At 56.0% G+C, this 17262-nt stretch carries 13 protein-coding genes; 9 read left to right on the top strand and 4 right to left on the bottom strand.

The window, feature by feature from the left end:
* Positions 1–273: 273 nt before the first annotated feature.
* The gene (locus tag ACXAE6_RS01580) at positions 274–1086 is read left to right on the top strand and encodes a LysR family transcriptional regulator (RefSeq protein WP_475143621.1); all 813 of its coding nucleotides are present in this window, start codon (positions 274–276) and stop codon (positions 1084–1086) included.
* 15 nt (positions 1087–1101) lie between these two features.
* On the opposite strand, the gene ACXAE6_RS01575 is transcribed toward ACXAE6_RS01580, so the two are convergent.
* A complete protein-coding gene (locus ACXAE6_RS01575; protein WP_475143619.1) occupies positions 1102–2136 on the bottom strand; it encodes a LacI family DNA-binding transcriptional regulator in 1035 nt (344 codons plus the stop codon).
* Between the two features lie 189 nt (positions 2137–2325).
* Between ACXAE6_RS01575 and ACXAE6_RS01570 the strand changes: the two genes are divergently transcribed.
* The 4 genes from ACXAE6_RS01570 to ACXAE6_RS01555 are packed head-to-tail and all read left to right on the top strand — an operon-like array spanning position 2326 to position 7813.
* Positions 2326–4692, top strand: a complete 2367-nt coding sequence (locus tag ACXAE6_RS01570; RefSeq protein ID WP_475143617.1) for a family 78 glycoside hydrolase catalytic domain — start codon at positions 2326–2328, stop codon at positions 4690–4692.
* 33 nt (positions 4693–4725) lie between these two features.
* Positions 4726–6021, top strand: coding sequence for an ABC transporter substrate-binding protein (locus ACXAE6_RS01565; protein WP_475143616.1), 1296 nt, complete (start codon positions 4726–4728; stop codon positions 6019–6021).
* 59 nt (positions 6022–6080) lie between these two features.
* Positions 6081–6983 carry a carbohydrate ABC transporter permease gene (locus tag ACXAE6_RS01560; protein WP_475143614.1) on the top strand — a complete coding sequence of 301 codons (903 nt, stop codon included), beginning with the start codon at positions 6081–6083 and terminating at the stop codon, positions 6981–6983.
* A 2-nt stretch (positions 6984–6985) separates the two neighbouring features.
* The gene (locus ACXAE6_RS01555; protein ID WP_475143612.1) at positions 6986–7813 is read left to right on the top strand and encodes a carbohydrate ABC transporter permease; all 828 of its coding nucleotides are present in this window, start codon (positions 6986–6988) and stop codon (positions 7811–7813) included.
* A 74-nt stretch (positions 7814–7887) separates the two neighbouring features.
* Here ACXAE6_RS01555 and ACXAE6_RS01550 read toward each other — a convergent pair whose 3' ends face one another.
* The 3 genes from ACXAE6_RS01550 to ACXAE6_RS01540 all read right to left on the bottom strand — a co-directional run bounded on the left by ACXAE6_RS01550 (position 7888) and on the right by ACXAE6_RS01540 (position 12560).
* Positions 7888–9036, bottom strand: coding sequence for an alpha-hydroxy acid oxidase (locus ACXAE6_RS01550; RefSeq protein WP_475143610.1), 1149 nt, complete (start codon positions 9034–9036; stop codon positions 7888–7890).
* Positions 9037–9101: 65 nt separating this feature from the next.
* Positions 9102–10397, bottom strand: coding sequence for an L-rhamnose catabolism isomerase (rhaI, locus tag ACXAE6_RS01545; RefSeq protein ID WP_475143608.1), 1296 nt, complete (start codon positions 10395–10397; stop codon positions 9102–9104).
* Between the two features lie 63 nt (positions 10398–10460).
* Complete coding sequence (locus ACXAE6_RS01540; RefSeq protein WP_475143607.1) at positions 10461–12560, bottom strand: bifunctional rhamnulose-1-phosphate aldolase/short-chain dehydrogenase; 2100 nt, start codon at positions 12558–12560, stop codon at positions 10461–10463.
* Between the two features lie 243 nt (positions 12561–12803).
* Between ACXAE6_RS01540 and ACXAE6_RS01535 the strand changes: the two genes are divergently transcribed.
* The 4 genes from ACXAE6_RS01535 to ACXAE6_RS01520 all read left to right on the top strand — a co-directional run bounded on the left by ACXAE6_RS01535 (position 12804) and on the right by ACXAE6_RS01520 (position 17256).
* The gene (locus ACXAE6_RS01535; protein ID WP_475143606.1) at positions 12804–13601 is read left to right on the top strand and encodes a DeoR/GlpR family DNA-binding transcription regulator; all 798 of its coding nucleotides are present in this window, start codon (positions 12804–12806) and stop codon (positions 13599–13601) included.
* A gap of 56 nt (positions 13602–13657) precedes the next feature.
* Positions 13658–14653 carry a rhamnose ABC transporter substrate-binding protein gene (gene rhaS / locus ACXAE6_RS01530; protein ID WP_475143604.1) on the top strand — a complete coding sequence of 332 codons (996 nt, stop codon included), beginning with the start codon at positions 13658–13660 and terminating at the stop codon, positions 14651–14653.
* 93 nt (positions 14654–14746) lie between these two features.
* On the top strand, positions 14747–16252 hold the full coding sequence (locus tag ACXAE6_RS01525) for a sugar ABC transporter ATP-binding protein (RefSeq protein ID WP_475143602.1): 1506 nt from the start codon (positions 14747–14749) through the stop codon (positions 16250–16252).
* Entirely contained in the window at positions 16249–17256 is a 1008-nt protein-coding gene (locus ACXAE6_RS01520; RefSeq protein WP_475143600.1) for an ABC transporter permease, read from the top strand. The genes ACXAE6_RS01525 and ACXAE6_RS01520 overlap by 4 nt, the downstream gene beginning before the upstream one ends.
* Positions 17257–17262 lie beyond the last annotated feature (6 nt).

Here is a 17262-nt window from a genome sequence, read left to right as displayed (position 1 = left end):
TCTTCCAACTGTATTGGATTTTCCTTACAAAAACCGGCAGGTCATTGGCGTGGCGAGATAAATATTCGTCCTCCTCGACCAATGCCTGGCTGGGTTTCGCATCGTTAAAGGGTCGGTGGTTATAGTGTCCACTGGTGTGAGGCGTGGGCGTGCGTTTCCGCTCTCTGGGTGTTATCACAAACATAGTTAGCCTTTGGTTTCGTAACTTGACAGTGCCTCAGGCTATCGGTCTATGCTCTGCGCTGGAATAAAACGAAATAGAATGGTCTTTTCATGAATGAAAAGGATATGGATTGGCGTGATCTGCAGTTGTTTCTTGCCGTAGCGCGTGAAGGCGGCTTATCGCCGGCAGCAAAACGAGTGGGGCGAAGTGCCGCCACCCTCAGTCGGCGGATGTTAGCGCTGGAAGCGGCCTTGCAGTGCGAGTTGTTCGTTCGTCACGACAGAGGCTACGAACTGACTCAGGATGGCCAGACGCTGCTGGCCTCTCTGACCGAAGTGGAAAATCGGCTGCAGCCACTGGGTCAATTATCTTCGCAAGTTGAACGCCCTTTGGTGAAGTTGTCGGCCGGTAGCTGGACGACGCTGGCGCTGATGCCGAACATCCATTTTCTACAGGGTGAGCCGGCTGATATTTTGCTGCGTTTTATGGCAGCAGAAGAACCTTTAAATATCTCGCACCGGGAAGTTGTTATCGGGTTTCGCAATAAGCGACCGACAGAAGAAACTCTGGTGTGTCGCAAGCTGGCACCGGTCGAGTTTGCACCCTATGGACTGGCAGAGGCGCCGTTGCAATGGATAAAGGTATTGGCCAATACCCCTTCGGCACGCTGGGTAGACCGGCATGCCGGCGCCGATGCTGTGTGTGAGGTCAATGCTCCACGCAACAGCCTGGATCTGGCTTTGGCTGGCGCCGGTGTGGCACTGCTGCCAACCTTTGTCGGTGATGCCCAACCGACGTTAGTGCGTCGCGGTAAGGTGGTTGCCGAGCTCAGCCATGATCGCTGGCTGGTTGTGCACCAGCAGGCGAGGGAATTACCGCAGGTGCGGCGGGCGATAGATCGCTTGTGCGAAGTGCTGGCTTGAACTTATAGCCACTACTCAGTCTTTTTTATTGTCGCGATTCGAACTGCCACGAATATGCAGTTGTGGTTCGAATACGCTATGAACCGATTCGCTTCGGCCTTGGATTCGTTCAATCAATAAACGCGCAGCTTCTCGACCAAGTTGTTGGCCAGGTTGGTCGAGGCTGGTCAGACCGAAGGGGCGGAACTGGTCGTCATAGGTATTGTCGTAACCGACTACGGCCAGGTCTTCGGGAATTCTCAGGCCTAGTTCGCGGGCTTCGGCGAAAACGTGAACCGCAATCATGTCGCTCCAGCAGAACAGACCGTCCGGTCGATTGGCACTGGTGAGCATGCCACGAACCCGGGCACGGGTTGCATCAACATCAAACTGTGAATAGTGAATGCGACCGTCCAGTGGCATCTCGGTCAAGTTTGCCAGGGCAGCCAGAAAACCTATCTCCCGTTGACGGATAACGTTGGTCGATTCCGGTTCGTTGAGCTCCAGGCTGAGCATTTGAATATTGCAACAGCTTTGCGTCAACAAATGCTCCACGGCGTAGCGTGCGCCATTCTGATCATTGAAGTTAGCGGTGTCGTAGCTTTTGTCATCACCGGGATGAAAGGCCACAGCGCAGGTCGGAATCTGCCGGCCGATGTGGTCGACCTCGGTGTGTGACAGCCGCGGCGAAATCAGAATCAGACCGTCCATCTGGCGGTCGATCATGGAATTCACCAGCGCACTTTCCAGCGGCACCATGGACCGACCCACCCCCAGCAGCGGCTGAATGCCGGTGCCTTCGAAACCTTCATAAATGCCGTCGTAGATATCCGGAATGTAGGGGTTGCGCAGGTCGGTCTGCAGCACGCCGACGGTGTAGCTGCGCCCGCGCATGCCGCGCGCCGCCATATGCGGCCGGTAACCCAGCTTTTTGATCGAGGCTTCCACCTTGGCGCGCATGCGTTCGCTGACGCCGTAGGAATTACGCAGCACCTTGGAAACCGCGGCCACAGAGACGTCGGCGTCCTCGGCCACGGTGCGAATGGTGACGCGTTTCGATCGGCTGGTCATGGTGAAGGTGTTCCGAATTTTGATGTAGTTTGACGCATCATGATTGAAAAATGACGGATTTTGAAATTTTAGGCTTGCAATTTTACGGACGAGGGCTAGCATAGCGTGTAGAACGTTATACAAAAACAACAAAACGCCGTCGGCCATCACTGAATTAAAGATCGGCGGCTAAGAGAAGAGGCTCACCTCATGTCGATAGTGTTCGATCACTCCTTGCCGAGTGGTCTTTCTGCCTTTGCACGCGCCGAGATGATTCATCCCCTGTCTGATCAGGGTGTCGGCGAAGCCGCACCGGCGGTCGCTAAGCGTTTCCAGTTGCAACAAGCCCCGATTGATTCTGTTTACCTGACGCTCAGTGCGCTGGGTTTGTATCGTTGTTTTATTAACGGCCAGCGCGTTGGCCGTGATCTGCTGACGCCGGGCTGGACCGCTTACGATCTGCGCCTGCCGTATCAGTGCTATGAAGTGTCCGATCTGCTGGTCAGCGGTGAAAACCGCATCGAAATCTGGCTGGCCGATGGCTGGCTGCGTTCGCAGATGATGTGGATCAAGGTGGAAATCTATAACACCTGGGGCAGCCAGCTCGGCGCGCTGGCCGAGATGCAGACTGCTTCTGGCGAACTGCTGCTGAAAAGTGACGCCAGCTGGACTTCAGGCGAAACACCGATCCGTAAAAGCGGCATCTATCTGGGCGAACATTACGACGCCAGCCGCGAACACATCGCATACGACCAGGGCGTTGAAGTAATGCCGTTCAACAAGGCATTGCTGTTCGCCCACGATGGTTCACCGGTACGCGAACTGGACTCTTTCAAACCGATCAAGCAATGGCAGGATGACCAAGGCCGCGAGCTGATCGACTTCGGTCAGAACCTCGCCGGTTATGTGGCGTTCGAAGTCAGCGCTCAGCCGGGCGATGAAATCATCGTCGAGCATTCGGAAATTCTCGGCCCCGACGGTGAGTTTGATAACCGCAATTACCGCACCGCCGAAGCGACGGTTCGGTACTGCTGCCGTGGCGGTGGCCGCGAAACCTTCCAGCCGCATTTCACCTTTTTCGGTTATCGCTACGCGCGTATCACGCTCGGCGGTTCGGCGCGATTGGAAAACGTTGAGTCGGTGCCGATCAGTTCGGTTCAGGACGTTAAAGGCGAATTCGAATGCGGCCATCCGCTGGTTAACCAATTGGTGAGCAACACCCGCTGGTCGCAGCGCGCCAACTTTATTGAAGCGCCGACCGATTGCCCGCAGCGTGACGAACGCCTCGGCTGGACCGGCGACGCCCAGGTATTTGCTGGCACCGCCTGCTACCTGCACGACAGCCATCGCTTTCTGAAAAAATGGCTAGCCGATGTGGTCGCCGAACAGGCCGACGATGGCGCCATTCCTCATGTGGTGCCCGACCCGACCCGGCGCGATAGCTCCAAGCTGCCCAACTTCGTCGGCAGCACCGGCTGGGGTGATGTAATTCATGTTTTGCCGTTGACGCTGTGGCGTCATTACGGCGACCGCGAGGCACTGGAACTGGCGTTTCCGGCCATGCGGCGCTGGGTCGACTACGTCTGGAATATCAGCGGCGGACCCATCGTGCGGCCACCGCGCGGTATGACAGAGCGCGGTTTCAGCTTTGGCGACTGGTTGCAGCCCGGTGGTTCGACCGAAAAACCCAACGCCACCATCGGCGATGATGCCGCTGCGACCATCTATCTGTATATCGCACTGTGCAATACCGCTCAGGTGGCTGGGATTTTGAACGATGCTAAAACCGAGGCCGCCTTGCAGGCCAAAGCCGAGCAGGTGAAGACAGCGTTCGAGCACGAATTCATCACACCCTCCGGTCGCATCGGTTACAACGACCAGACCACCTACGCGCTGTGTTTCCTCTACGACCTGGTGCCCGATCAACATCGCGAAGCGGCAAAACAGTATTTTGTCGCGGCGGTAAAACGCACCGGCGGCACCATCGGCACCGGCTTTATCGGCACCCCGGCGTTGTTGCCGGCGCTGATTAAAATCGGTGAGCCGGAGCTTGCCGAAACACTCTTTTTGCAGGAATCGGTACCGGGTTGGCTGTACCAGGTGAAGCAGGGCGCGACCACGATATGGGAGCGCTGGGATGCCATCGCCAAAGACGGCCGCATCTTCGACCCGGACATGAATTCCTACAACCACTATGCCTACGGCGCGGTATGCGAATGGTTGTTCGCCGCCGTTGCCGGCATCCGTCCCGCCGCCGATCAACCGGGCTTCGACGTAGTCGAGTTCAGCCCGGTGGTGCTGCCCAAACTGGGCCCGGTATCGGCCCGTCACGGCTGTCAGCACGGCGACATTGAAGCGCAGTGGTCGGTTGATGGTGATCGCGTTGATTACCGGCTGAGCATTCCCGAGGGCGTGCAGGGTCGCTTTGTTATCGACGAGGCCGTCACCGAGCTGACGCTCAACGGCGAGACGGCTTCCGAGTCGGCGCTGGCATCGCTGCCCCCGGGCCGACACCACCTTAACTTCCGGCTGACGCGTTTGGCCAACCGCATGCAGGCACTCGATACCACTGCATAAAACCCCAACCCCAAAGAGCAAGTGAGGATCATCATGAAAACAACAAAGAGCCTCCGTACCCTCAGCGCAGCCTTGGCTGTGGCGGCGTCCAGCGTCGCGGTCGGTGCATCCCACGACAGCGTCGAAGTGACACTGCTCACCGATAATTCACCCAACTCGGTGGCGGTGTTCAATGCCCTGGAAGCGGCCTTTGAACAGACACACGACGGTATCGACATCAACGTCGAAACCCGCGCCGGTGGCACCGAAGGCGACAACATTGTGCGCACCCGTCTGGCAACCGGCACCATGCCAGACCTGTTCTTCTACAACTCTGGTTCGCTGCTGCAGGCGCTGAACCCGAGCCGCACCCTGATCGACCTCAGCGATGAACCCTTTATGGAGCGGGTATCGCCTTCCTTCCAGTCAGTGGTCAGCGATGGCAAGGGTGGGGTTTATGGTGTTCCGGGTGAAGCCGGCATGGGCGGCGGTATTCTGTACAACCGCAAAGTCTATGAACAACTTGGCCTGGAAATTCCCCGCACCTGGGATGAATTTATGGCCAACAATGAAGCCATCAGCAAAACCGATATAGCTCCGGTTTTGGGTTCCTTTGGCGCCACCTGGACGTCGCAGATTTTCTTCCTGGCGGACTTCTACAATGTGCTGCAACAGGACCCGGATTTTGCCGAGGAATTTACCGCCGGCAATATCGAGATGTCAGAGAATGACGCCATTTTGAAGAGTTTTGGCCGTATTCAGGATGTCTATGAAGCCGGTTACTTTAACGAAGATTTCGCTTCCGCGACCTATGAAGATGCACTGCGCATGCTGGCCATGGGCGAGGGCGCGCACTATCCGATGCTAACATTTGCAGTGACCGCCTTGCTGGAAAGCTATCCGGATGCAGTGGAATATCTTGGCTTCTTCTCAGTGCCGGGTGACAGTGCCGACGCCAATGGTCTGACCGTCTGGATGCCGGGTTCCATCTATTTGTCGCAGACCAGCGAAGAGCCGGAAGCAGCCAAAGTGTTCCTCGACTTCGTGGCCAGCCAGGAAGGCTGTGAAGTGATCGTCGACACCATCGGTGCGTCTGGTCCCTTCCTGATCGAAACCTGTGGCTTGCCCGATGATGTGCCGCAACCGGTTGCCGATATGTTGGGCTATCTTCAGGACTCCAGCCGTAACGCTCCGGCTCTGGAATTCCTGTCGCCGCTGAAAGGTCCATCCCTGGAACAGATTCTGATTGAAATTGGTTCGGGCATCCGCGATGCCGAATCCGGTGCTGAACTGTACCAGCGTGATGTTCGTCGCCAGGCCCGCCAGCTGGGTCTGGATGGCTGGGACTGAGTACGCCCTCGGATTGCCCCGGTTTTGCCGGGGCATGATTCACTCTCCTGGAGGCTGTTATGACGTTGTTCGGTCGCCGCGCTGCTCTGGTAAACCAGAGCCGCCCTCTGAACCTGCAGTCCTTTTATCCGCTGTGGTTCTATATTCCAGCGGGCGTGATTTACGGCCTGATGTTTTTAGTGCCGACCTTTGCGTCGCTCTACTTCAGTCTGACGCGCTGGACCCTGTTCAATCAGGAATTTATCGGCCTCGATAACTTTATCGAATTCTTTAACGAACCCTTTTTGCTGAAGGGTCTGGTTAATACCTTTATTTTCGGTTTCAGCACCTCGGCCGGCAAAGTCATTGTCGGTATGGGACTGGCGGTGCTGCTGACCTCCAATATTTATATGCGCGGTCTGTTGCGTTCGGTGGTGTTCTTTCCGGTGTTGGTCAGCACCATCGGCATCGGCATTACCTTCAATGTGTTGATGGATCCGCAGGACGGCGTAATTAACGGCGCTTTGGCTTTGATGGGTATCGATGGCCCGCACTGGTTGACCTCGCCCAAGCTGGCCATCTATTCGGTTGCACTGGTGGAAATCTGGCGCGGTGTTGGCCTGGCAACCTTGATATTAATTGCCGGTCTGATGGCGATTCCCGACGATTTTTATGAAGCCGCCCGTCTCGATGGCGCCTCGGCCTGGCGTCAGTTCTGGCGTATTACCGTGCCGTTGTCGCGCCCGGCGATTGCCACTGTTATTACCTTGAGTCTGATCGATGGTCTGCGGACCTTTGATCTGGTCTGGGCGATGACGCGCGGTGGTCCAGGGTTTTCATCGGATGTGTTGGCATCGGTAATCTACAAACAATACCAGGCCGGTTTTTATGGTCTATCGACGGCGGGCAACGTGATTTTATTTATGGTAATCGCCTTGGTGGCACTGCCCATCGTTGCTTTCCTGAACCGAGAGGAGCGCTGAAGATGACCTCGACTCGCAGGCTTATTGTTTCCGTTGTTGCCTTTGCCGGAGCGCTGGCTTTCTTTGTCGTGCCTTTTGTTTTTATTGCCTTAACGGCGGTTAAAACCAAGCAGGAAGCCTCGCTGCTGCAGCTGAGCTGGCCGACTGAAACTCAGCTGTGGCAAAACCTGGTGGCGGTAATCGAAGCGCGCGACTTTATGATGATTCAGGCGTTTATTAACAGCGCCATCATCACCGTCGGCAGCGTGACCTTGATCGTGCTGTTTTCCGCCATGGTTGGTTTTGTATTGAATCGACGCAAAACCTCCTGGAACAAGATGATCATGTTCCTGGTGCTGTCCGGCCTGATGATTCCGCCGGCCATCGTGCCAACCATTTGGCTGCTGCAGCAATTGGGGATTTTCAGAACGCTGCATTCGATGGTGCTGGTGGAAGTCGCCTACAATATTTCCTTCGGCATTCTGTTGTACCGCGCTTTCTTCTCGACCATACCGCGCGAGTTGGACGAAGCCGCCATTATGGACGGCGCTGGTCCGGTGACGTTATTTTTTAAAGTGATGCTGCCGTTGTTGAAGCCAGTGACGGTGACCAACATCGTGGTGCTGTCGGTGATTATCTTTAACGACTTCGTGCACCCGCTGTATTACCTGCCGGGCGACGATAACGTTACTATTCAGTTAACGCTCTATAACTTCCAAAGCATGTTTAATACCTCATACAACCTGCTGTTTATGAACGTGCTGGTGATTACCGTGCCGATGTTGATTGTGTTCTTAATATTCAACCGACAGATTGTGTCCGGCATGACATCCGGTGCGTTGAAAGGCTAGTCAGAAAGGGCGTTTAAAAGTTAAGAAAGGGCTTACCCGGAGCAGTGCTCCGGGCTTTTTATGTTGGTAAGAAACTATTTATAAACGTCCGGATTCACCAGATTGTGTTTACCGACATTCAAAATATCCCGCTCGCCACAGAGCGCCATCGAGATATCCAGTTCCTTGTGCAAAATGTTCAGCACATCGGTAACACCGCGCTCGCCCGCCGCACCCAGACCGTACAAAAACGCCCGGCCGATGTAAGTGCTTTGTGCGCCCAGGGCGATGGCTTTTAAGATCTGCTGGCCGCTGCGAATGCCGCCGTCAAAGTGCACTTCAATGTCATTGCCGACCGCATCGAGAATCGCCGGTAAGGCTTCGATGCTCGATGGCGCGCCGTCTAACTGCCGGCCACCATGGTTGGAGACGATGATCGCATCGGCGCCGGTTTTCACCGCCGACCTGGCGTCTTCCGGATCCATAATGCCTTTCAGAATTACCGGGCCGCCCCAGCGTTCTTTGATCCAGGCTAAATCATCCCAAGACAGTTTGGGGTCGAACTGTTTCGCCGTCCATTCCGACAACGACGACAAATCCTCCACACCGGAAACGTGACCGACGATGTTGCCAAAGCCATGACGACGCGTGCCCAACATGCGCAAACCCCAGGCCGGTTTGCTCATTAATTGCAGTATTGAATTGAGCGTAAATTTCGGCGGCGCCGACAAGCCATTGCGCAGGTCTTTATGGCGCTGGCCGAGAATCTGCAGGTCGAGGGTAATGACCAGAGCTGAACAACCGGCGGCCTTGGCGCGGTCGATCAACCGACCGATAAAGTCGCGGTCGCGCATTACGTACAGCTGGAACCAGAAAGGTTTTTCAGTGTGGGCGGCGATATCTTCAATCGAGCAAATACTCATGGTCGACAGCGTAAAAGGCACACCGAATTGTTCCGCAGCTTTGGCGGCTTTGATTTCGCCATCGGCCCACTGCATGCCGGTTAAACCGGTCGGTGCCAGCGCGACTGGCATGGCGACTTTTTGGCCGATCATGGTCGTTGCAGTGGAGCGATTGGTCATATCGACGGCGACGCGCTGGCGGAATTTCAGCTTATCGAAATCCGTTTCATTGGCGCGGTAGGTCGACTCGGTCCAGGAGCCGGAATCGGCGTAGTCGTAGAACATGCGCGGCACGCGGCGGCGGGCGAGTTGCTGATAATCATCAATCGTGCAGGGCTTCATTATTATTCTCTCCCAAAAAAAGACCGCCCGCAGGCGGCCAAGAATAGCGACGAAAAGTCGGAGCGTTAAACGATGCCAGAGCCCGAACGGCTGGCGTCCACCGGACGTTGTTCAGCACAAGTCTGGCGATAACCACTGGCGCGGTAGCTGGCAATCGGGTCGATGGCGCCACCGGCATTTTTACGTGCTTGCTGCAGGATGGGCTCGACGTCCAGGTTGAAGGCGGCCTTCAATGTAGCCTGCGCCATCAGCGCATCGTTGCTGCGTTGATATTCGGCCAGGGCTTGGCGGTCAACCAGTGATGCTTTAACGAAAGCACGCTGCACTTCACCGGCGCTGTAGATCAAGCTTTCGATTGGGTCGGTGACGTTGTGCGACTGATCGAGCATGTAGAAGGGCGCGAAGGTTTTATCCTGGCGTTGAATATCGACCAATTCGTTGAACACCAGGAACAGTTGATACGGATCGATAGAACCGGAATCCAGGTCGTCATCGCCGTATTTGCTGTCGTTGAAATGGAAGCCGCCGAGTTTGCCGAACTGCGCCAGGCGGGCGACGATCATTTCGATATTGACGTTGGGTGCGTGGTGGCCGAGATCGACCAGGCACAGGCAACGTTCGCCGGTTTCTTTGGCTGCTAAATAGTTCGAACCCCAGTCTTGGATGACGGTGGAGTAGAACGCCGGCTCGAACATCTTGTGTTCGATCAGCATGTTCCAGTCATTCGGCAGGGCGCCGTAGATTTTTTTAGCGCTGTCGAGGTAGCGCGCAAAGCTGTCGGAAAAATGCTGCTGGCCGGGGAAGTTGGAGCCGTCACCGATCCACACCGTCAGCGCTTTCGAACCGAGCTGTTTGCCCAGTTCGATCACTTCGATGTTGTGTTCAATCGCCTGCTGGCGAGTGGCGTCATCGCTGTGCGTCAGGCTGCCGTATTTGTAGGAGTGTTGCTGGCCGGCCTGATCCTGAAAGGTATTGGAGTTCATCGCATCGAAACCCAGGCCACGCTCGATGGCGTAGTCGCGCAGCTCGCTGGCGTCGCTGGGTTTGTCCCATGGAATGTGCAGCGAGACGCGCGGCGTCAGCGTGCCCAGTTGCTGGATAACGGCGCAGTCGTCGAGTTTTTCGAAGATGTTGCGCGGCTCGCCCAGGCCGGGGAAGCGCGCGAAACGAGTGCCGCCGGTACCCACGCCCCAGGAGGGCAGGGCCACTTCCAGTTGCTGTGCCTGTTGGGTGATGGCGTCGATTTGTACACCACGGCGGGCGAGTTTTTCGCCCAGTGCCTGGTAGTCGCTGTTCAGGTCGGCCGAACGTTGGTCGTTGTCGGTCTGGATTTGGTCAGCGGAGATCATTGTTGTTGTCATGCTGCTTACCTGTGATTTTGTTGTGGCTTTTATAGCTATGTTTTAACGCCTTAAAGGACGGCGTTAGCGCGTAAAGGACGGTGCGTGGCCGGCATCGACATTCAAAATATTGCCGGTCGATTTGGCCGAGGCATCGCTGACGAAGAAGTAGATCGCTTCGGCGATGTCTTCGGGCAGAACATTCAGCTTCAGTAAGCTGCGCTGGCGATAGTGATCTTCGAGTTCATCGGTACTCAGATCGTAAGCGCTGGCGCGTTCTTCTTTCCACTTGCCGGTCCAGATTTTCGAACCGCGCAATACCGCGTCCGGGTTGACCACGTTGGCGCGAATGCCCAGCGGCGCGCCTTCCAATGCGACACTGCGCGCGAGCTGAATTTCGGCGGCTTTCGCCGTGCAATAAGCCGCGGCATTGGCCGAAGCAACCAAACCATTTTTACTGGCGACGAAAACGATATTGCCGCCCATGTTTTGCTGCTTGAGTACCTTGAAGGTTTCACGGGTGACCAGAAAATAACCGGTCGACAGAATCGCCTGGTTGCGGTTCCACAGCTCCAGACTGGTTTCATCCAGCGGTGCTGAGGACGCAATGCCGGCGTTCGACACCAGTATATCGGCACCGCCGAAGGCGACACAGGCGTGGGCGAGCGCCGCTTCAACCTGGCTTTCATCGGTGACGTCCATACGGCAGATGGAAACATTGTCTTTGCCAAATTGTTTGGCCAGTTCCGCTTGAGCGGTTTGCAGACTTTCGGCGTCGATGTCGAGCAACACCGTGCAGGCGCCTTCATTCATTAACCGGGCCGCTGTGGCCTGACCGATGCCGCCGGCACCGCCGGTGACAATGGCAATGCGGCCGGCCAAAGCTTTCGGTTTGGGCATACGTTGCAGCTTGGCTTCTTCGAGCAACCAGTATTCGATGTCGAAGGCTTCCTGCTCGGGCAGACCCATATATTCGCTGACACCTGAGGCGCCGCGCATGACATTGATGGCGTTGATATAGAACTCGCCGGCGATGCGTGCGGTGGCTTTGTCTTTGGCGAAAGTCAGCATGCCGACGCCGGGAACCAGATAAACCACCGGGTTGGAGTCGCGCATGGCCGGGCTGTTATCGCGTTTGCAGCGTTCGTAATAGGCGGCGTAGTCGCGGTTGTAGTCGGCCAGTTGATCGTCGAGGCCGGCGATAACGGCATCGAGGTTGTCGTTGGCCGGGTCGAAGTTGACGACTAAGGGTTTGATCTTGGTGCGCAGGAAGTGGTCCGGGCAGGAGGTGCCCAGTTCGGCCAGCGCTTCCAGGTCATTGGAGTTGACGAATTCCAGCACTTCGGGGGCGTCGTTGAAGTGACCGATCTGACGTTGCTTGGCGCTGGTTTTACCGCGAATCACCGGCATCAGTTTGGCGGCGACGTCACGACGTTTACTTTCGTCCAGGCTGTCAAAACGTGCACCGGAAAACGCCGCTTTGCCGGCCAGTTTCTTATCCAGCCAGGCCTGCGCCTTGTTGATCATTTCCAACGAGGTTTCATAGCATTCTTTAGCGCTGTCGCCCCAGGTGAACAGGCCGTGCGCTTCCAGTAATACGCCTTTCAGATGCGGCTGTTCGCGGGCGATTTTTTCCAGTTCCAGACCGAGCTGAAAACCCGGGCGGCGCCACGGCAGCCAGCCGATGTCCTGGCCGTAAATCACCTCGGTCAGCTCGCGGCTGTTTTTGGAGGCGGCGATAGCGATGACCGCATCCGGGTGCAGGTGGTCGACATGAGCGTGTGGCAGATACGCATGCAGCGGAGTGTCGATACTGGCGGCGCGGCTGTTCAGGTTAAAGGTGCAGTGCGGCAGGTAGCCGACCATTTCATCTTCAAACTCTTCACCTTTATAGAACTGCTTCAGTGTTTCCAGCTTGTCCAGATACAGCGTGGAGAAACCGTCCAGACCCATGCTGCCGATGTCGCCACCGGAGCCTTTGACCCAGAGTACCCGGACATCTTCGCCGGTCAGCGGGTCGGGCTGAACGATCTTGGCGGAGGTGTTGCCACCCCCGTAATTGGTAACGCGCATGTCAGCGCCGAGCAGGTTTGAGCGATATTGCAAACATTCGGCTTCTGACAGGGTTTTGGCCTTGGCATCATCCCAGTTATTGGGAATCTGATTGGCAGGCTGCGTGGGCATCGAGGCACCTCTGTTGTTATAGCGACAGCATTGTTTTATCTGGGTATAGCCGCTTGTGACGCGGCTTGCAGGCCCGTTCGGGCTGTCATCTTTGGTTAAAATAGCTCAGACTGCGCGTACAGCTGATCGAATTTGACAGAAAGTATCAATCCGGACCGTCAACCTGTCAATACCGATCATAAAACATCAAAAATAGCTTGCACGTGAGCGATTGTGAAATATAGTGACGAGTGAGGACAGCCGATGCACGAAGTTGAACGCCACCGGATCATTCTGGCGGAAGTTGAAGAAAAGCCCATCGCCACCCTGGGTTATCTGGTGGAGTTGCTGGGCGCTTCGGAAGCGACCGTCAGGCGGGACATCAATGAACTGCACCGGCAACACAAGCTGAAAAAGGTCCGTGGCGGGGCGGAGGCATTACATCCGCCTGCCAACACAGCCTTGGTCGGCCGGCCTTACTCCGTTAATCAGATGATTAACGCCAAGGCCAAGCGTGCCATAGCGCGCGCAGCGGTGGATCTGCTCGAAGACGGCACGTCGGTCACCATCAGTGGCGGCACGACGACCAACTTTATGGCGGAGTTCATGCGTTCGCGCAAATTGCAGGTGCTGACCAATTCGTTCGTGATGGCCGAGCAGCTGGTAAAACGCAGCAAGTGTGTAGTGACCTTGCCCGGTGGCAGTGTCTACCGCGAGCAAAACATCATTCTGAGTCCGTTTCCGAATGATGTGTCGAGTCGCTTCTACGCTTCGATGCTGTTTATCGGCGCTCAGGGCGTGGGTCCTCAGGGGGTGATGGAAGCAGACCCTCAGATTGTACAGGCGGTGATGAAATTGATGGATCAGGCCGACAAGCGAGTTTTGTTGGTTGACTCCAGCAAGTTTGAGAACCGCAGCAATCTGATTGTCTGCCCGCTGTCACGTGTGGATATCGTTATCACCGATGACGGCATCGACCCCAAAAGTCGCAAGATGATTGAAGACGCTGGTTGCCAGCTGACGATCGTCCATAAAAATGCCGATACGGCCGACCCCGATTAACCGCTGAATTCCAAGCAAAGGCGGGCGGGGTAAAACAACAATAATTGGAGAACAAGATGTGTAAGAACCTTTTCGCAGTCGCCGCTGCGGTCTTGTCTATTGCCCTGATTTCACCCGCTCACGCCGAAGACGATGTTCGCATTGCCCTGGTGGTAAAAGCCCTGGGTATTGGTTTCTTCGAGGCCGCCAACGAAGGTGCTCAGGAAGCTGCCGAAGAACTCGGTAATGTGGAAATCATCTACACCGGTCCGACCACTACTACCGCCGAAGGCCAGATCGAAGTGATCAGTTCGCTGATCGCCCAGCGCGTCGACGCCATTGCCGTTTCTGCCAACGATCAGGACGCTCTGGTGCCGATTCTCAGACGCGCCCAGCAGCGCGGCATTAAAGTGATTTCCTGGGATTCTGGTGTTGCCCCGGAAGGTCGCTCCATTCACCTGAACCCGTCCAGTAATGAATTGATCGGCCGCATGAACGTGAAACTGGCTGCTGATGCACTGGAAGCCAAGGGCGTCAGTTCTGGCGAGATGGCAATTCTGAGTGCAACGCCGACCTCAACCAACCAGAACATCTGGATCGAGGAAATGGAAAAGGCGCTGCCGGAATTTTCCCAGCTGGAATTGGTCGATACCGTCTACGGTGACGACCTGGCCGACAAGAGTTATCGCGAAGCAGTGGCTTTGATGCGCAACCACCCGGACCTGGATGTCATCGTTGCGCCGACCACCGTGGGTATTCTTGCAGCCGCTCAGGCGGTAAGCGATGAAGACCGCATCGGTGAAGTCTATGTGACTGGCCTGGGTCTGCCGTCTGAACTGGCGGGCCACGTTGAAAGCGGCGCCATCCATAACTTCGCCATCTGGAACCCGATCGATTTGGGCTATGCCGCGACCATGATTGCCTACAATCTGGTGCAAGGTGACGTCAACGAGAACTACGTCGAGATGGGTCGCATGGGCCTGGCTGAATTGGATGAAGATGGCAACGCTGCCATGTCCGATCCGTTCGTCTACGACGCCTCCAATGTGGCGGATTTCGCAGACATTTTCTAAGCGAATAGCTGAAGTTTTTCCTGCGGAAAAAGAAGCAACGGGTGTCTAAACGGGCACCCGAATACAGTCGGTTCAACAATAAAGATAACGACTATGACAACGAACTCAGCAGTATTGTCGCTGCGCGATGTCAGCAAGGTATTTCCTGGCGTCAAGGCGCTCGACAACGTCAAGCTCGATCTCTATCCGGGCGAAGTGACCGCCCTGGTGGGCGAAAACGGCGCCGGCAAATCCACTCTGGTAAAAACCCTGACCGGCATCTATCAGCCGGACGGTGGTGAACTGTTTTGGCAAGGAGAACCCATTGCTATCAGCGATCCGGAAGTGGCGCTGCAACTGGGTATTACCGCCATCCACCAGGAAACCGTGTTGTTCGATGAACTCTCGGTAGCGGAAAATATTTTTGCCGGTAACTACTTAACGCGCGGCCCGCTGCACAGGCTCGATTGGCCGGCCATGTACCAGCGAAGCCGCGAGATTCTCGCCGATATCGATGCGCCGTTGGACCCGAAAACCCAGTTAAAAGGTTTGAGCATTGGCCAGAAACATATGGTCGCCATTGCCCGTGCGCTGTCGGTCGATGCGCAGGTGGTGATTCTCGATGAACCGACGGCGGCATTGTCGCATCACGAAATTGAAGAGTTGTACGGCATCGTCGAACGGCTGAAAAAAGCCGGCAAGGCGATTCTGTTTATCAGTCATAAATTCGATGAAATTTTTACCATCGCCGATCGATATGTTGTCTACCGCGACGGCAACTTTGTCGGCGAAGGGTTGATCAGCAACGTCAATGAAGCGGAGCTGGTGGAAATGATGGTGGCGCGCAGTGTCAGCGAGACCTTTCCGAAGCAGACGGTCGACATCGGTGAACCGGTAATTACGGTAAGCAACCTGAATCATCCCACCGAATTCGCCGATATTAATTTCGAAGTGCGTGCCGGTGAGATATTGGGTTTCTATGGCCTGGTCGGTTCCGGCCGTACAGAAATCATGCAGGCGCTTTACGGCCTGTCGAAAGCCGCCACCGGCGAAGTGCGTATCGACGGCAAGACCACTCAGATTCGTTCACCGGCCGATGCCATCGCCGACGGCCTGGTCTATGTGCCGGAAGAACGCCAACAACAGGGCGCCATTCTCGATCTGCCGATTTTTCAGAACATCTCTCTGCCGCAATTAAGCAAGTTGAACCCCAAGGGCGTGCTTAATGAGCGGCGTGAATACGAACTGGCGCGCGCTTATGGCGAACGCCTGAAAGTAAAAACCTCAAGCTGGGATCAGAAAGTCGCCAATCTTTCCGGTGGTAACCAACAGAAAGTCGTTATCGGTAAATGGCTGGCGACGCAGCCCAAGGTGATCATTCTCGATGAACCGACCAAGGGCATCGACATCGGTTCCAAGGCCGCGGTGCATCGCTTTATGTCTGAACTCGTCGAAGACGGTCTGGCGGTGATCATGGTCAGTTCCGAGTTGCCGGAAGTGCTGGGCATGGCCGATCGCATCATGGTGATGCACGAAGGGTTGATGGTGCGTGAATTCAGCCGCGAAGACGCCACGGCCGAAGCTGTGGTCGCTGCTGCAACCGGAGGACTGGCCGCATGATGTCCGTTATTTTGAAAAACCGTGAGCGCTTTTTGGCGTTGGTGATCGTCGTTCTGGTGTTAGCCGTGGGGTTGATTACACCGGACTTTCTGTCGGCCGAAAGCCTGGTCGGTACCTTTAATGACACGTCCATTCTGATGATTCTGGCCATGGGTCAGATGCTGGTTATTTTAACGCGCTGCATCGATCTGTCGGTCGCCGCCAACGTTGCTTTGACCGGCATGGCCGTGGGCATGATCAACGCCGCCTTTCCCGGCGTGCCGATTCCGTTGCTGATGTTGTTTGCGTTGGCGATGGGCGCGCTGCTCGGTGCCATCAACGGCTTCTTTGTCTGGATCGTTGGCGTGCCGGCCATCGTAGTGACGCTTGGCACTATGAGCATTTATCGCGGCAGTGTGTTTTTGCTGTCCGACGGCGCCTGGGTCAATGCTCACCAGATGAGTGAATCCTTTATCGACTTGCCGCGTCAGATTGTGCTCGGCCTGCCGATGATGAGCTGGATTGCCATCGCCATTGTCGCGCTGCTGTTTTTTGCCACGCGCCACTGGCGCAGCGGGCGTGATTTCTTTACCGCCGGTGGTGACCCAACCGCGGCTTTTTACACCGGCGTCAACGTCGGCAAGGTGCAGTTCAAGGCCTTTGTTGTGTCCGGCACTTTGGCTGGTTTGTGTGGCTATTTATGGGTGTCGCGTTTTGCCGTCGCCTATGTTGATGTCGCCAATGGCTTTGAATTACAGGTGGTCGCTGCTTGTGTGATCGGTGGCATCAGCATTATGGGTGGCATCGGCACGGTGATCGGCTGTGCCCTAGGTGCGCTCTTTTTGGGTGTGATCAACAATGCGCTGCCGGTGATTGGTGTGTCGCCGTTCTGGCAGATGGCCATTTCCGGGGCGGTGATCATCATCGCAGTGATCGCCAATTCCAGCGCTGAACGCCGCGAAGGTCGCATCATTCTGCGCAGTGCAGTGACCGCACGCGGTGCGCAAAAAGTAGAGGCCGCCTGACCATGG

The organism is Saccharospirillum sp. ABV4_185 (genome assembly GCF_056159245.1).
This window is presented reverse-complemented; position numbering and strand designations above follow the sequence as displayed.

What these genes read in the sequence shown, in the direction of transcription:
- ACXAE6_RS01540 (WP_475143607.1), bottom strand. Translation starts at nt 12,560, where the DNA reads ATGCCCACGCAGCCTGCCAATCAGATTCCCAATAACTGGGATGATGCC.
- ACXAE6_RS01560 (WP_475143614.1), top strand. Translation starts at nt 6,081, where the DNA reads ATGACGTTGTTCGGTCGCCGCGCTGCTCTGGTAAACCAGAGCCGCCCT.
- ACXAE6_RS01580 (WP_475143621.1), top strand. Translation starts at nt 274, where the DNA reads ATGAATGAAAAGGATATGGATTGGCGTGATCTGCAGTTGTTTCTTGCC.
- ACXAE6_RS01565 (WP_475143616.1), top strand. Translation starts at nt 4,726, where the DNA reads ATGAAAACAACAAAGAGCCTCCGTACCCTCAGCGCAGCCTTGGCTGTG.
- rhaS (WP_475143604.1), top strand. Translation starts at nt 13,658, where the DNA reads ATGTGTAAGAACCTTTTCGCAGTCGCCGCTGCGGTCTTGTCTATTGCC.
- ACXAE6_RS01525 (WP_475143602.1), top strand. Translation starts at nt 14,747, where the DNA reads ATGACAACGAACTCAGCAGTATTGTCGCTGCGCGATGTCAGCAAGGTA.
- ACXAE6_RS01570 (WP_475143617.1), top strand. Translation starts at nt 2,326, where the DNA reads ATGTCGATAGTGTTCGATCACTCCTTGCCGAGTGGTCTTTCTGCCTTT.
- ACXAE6_RS01555 (WP_475143612.1), top strand. Translation starts at nt 6,986, where the DNA reads ATGACCTCGACTCGCAGGCTTATTGTTTCCGTTGTTGCCTTTGCCGGA.
- ACXAE6_RS01550 (WP_475143610.1), bottom strand. Translation starts at nt 9,036, where the DNA reads ATGAAGCCCTGCACGATTGATGATTATCAGCAACTCGCCCGCCGCCGC.
- ACXAE6_RS01520 (WP_475143600.1), top strand. Translation starts at nt 16,249, where the DNA reads ATGATGTCCGTTATTTTGAAAAACCGTGAGCGCTTTTTGGCGTTGGTG.
- rhaI (WP_475143608.1), bottom strand. Translation starts at nt 10,397, where the DNA reads ATGACAACAACAATGATCTCCGCTGACCAAATCCAGACCGACAACGAC.
- ACXAE6_RS01535 (WP_475143606.1), top strand. Translation starts at nt 12,804, where the DNA reads ATGCACGAAGTTGAACGCCACCGGATCATTCTGGCGGAAGTTGAAGAA.
- ACXAE6_RS01575 (WP_475143619.1), bottom strand. Translation starts at nt 2,136, where the DNA reads ATGACCAGCCGATCGAAACGCGTCACCATTCGCACCGTGGCCGAGGAC.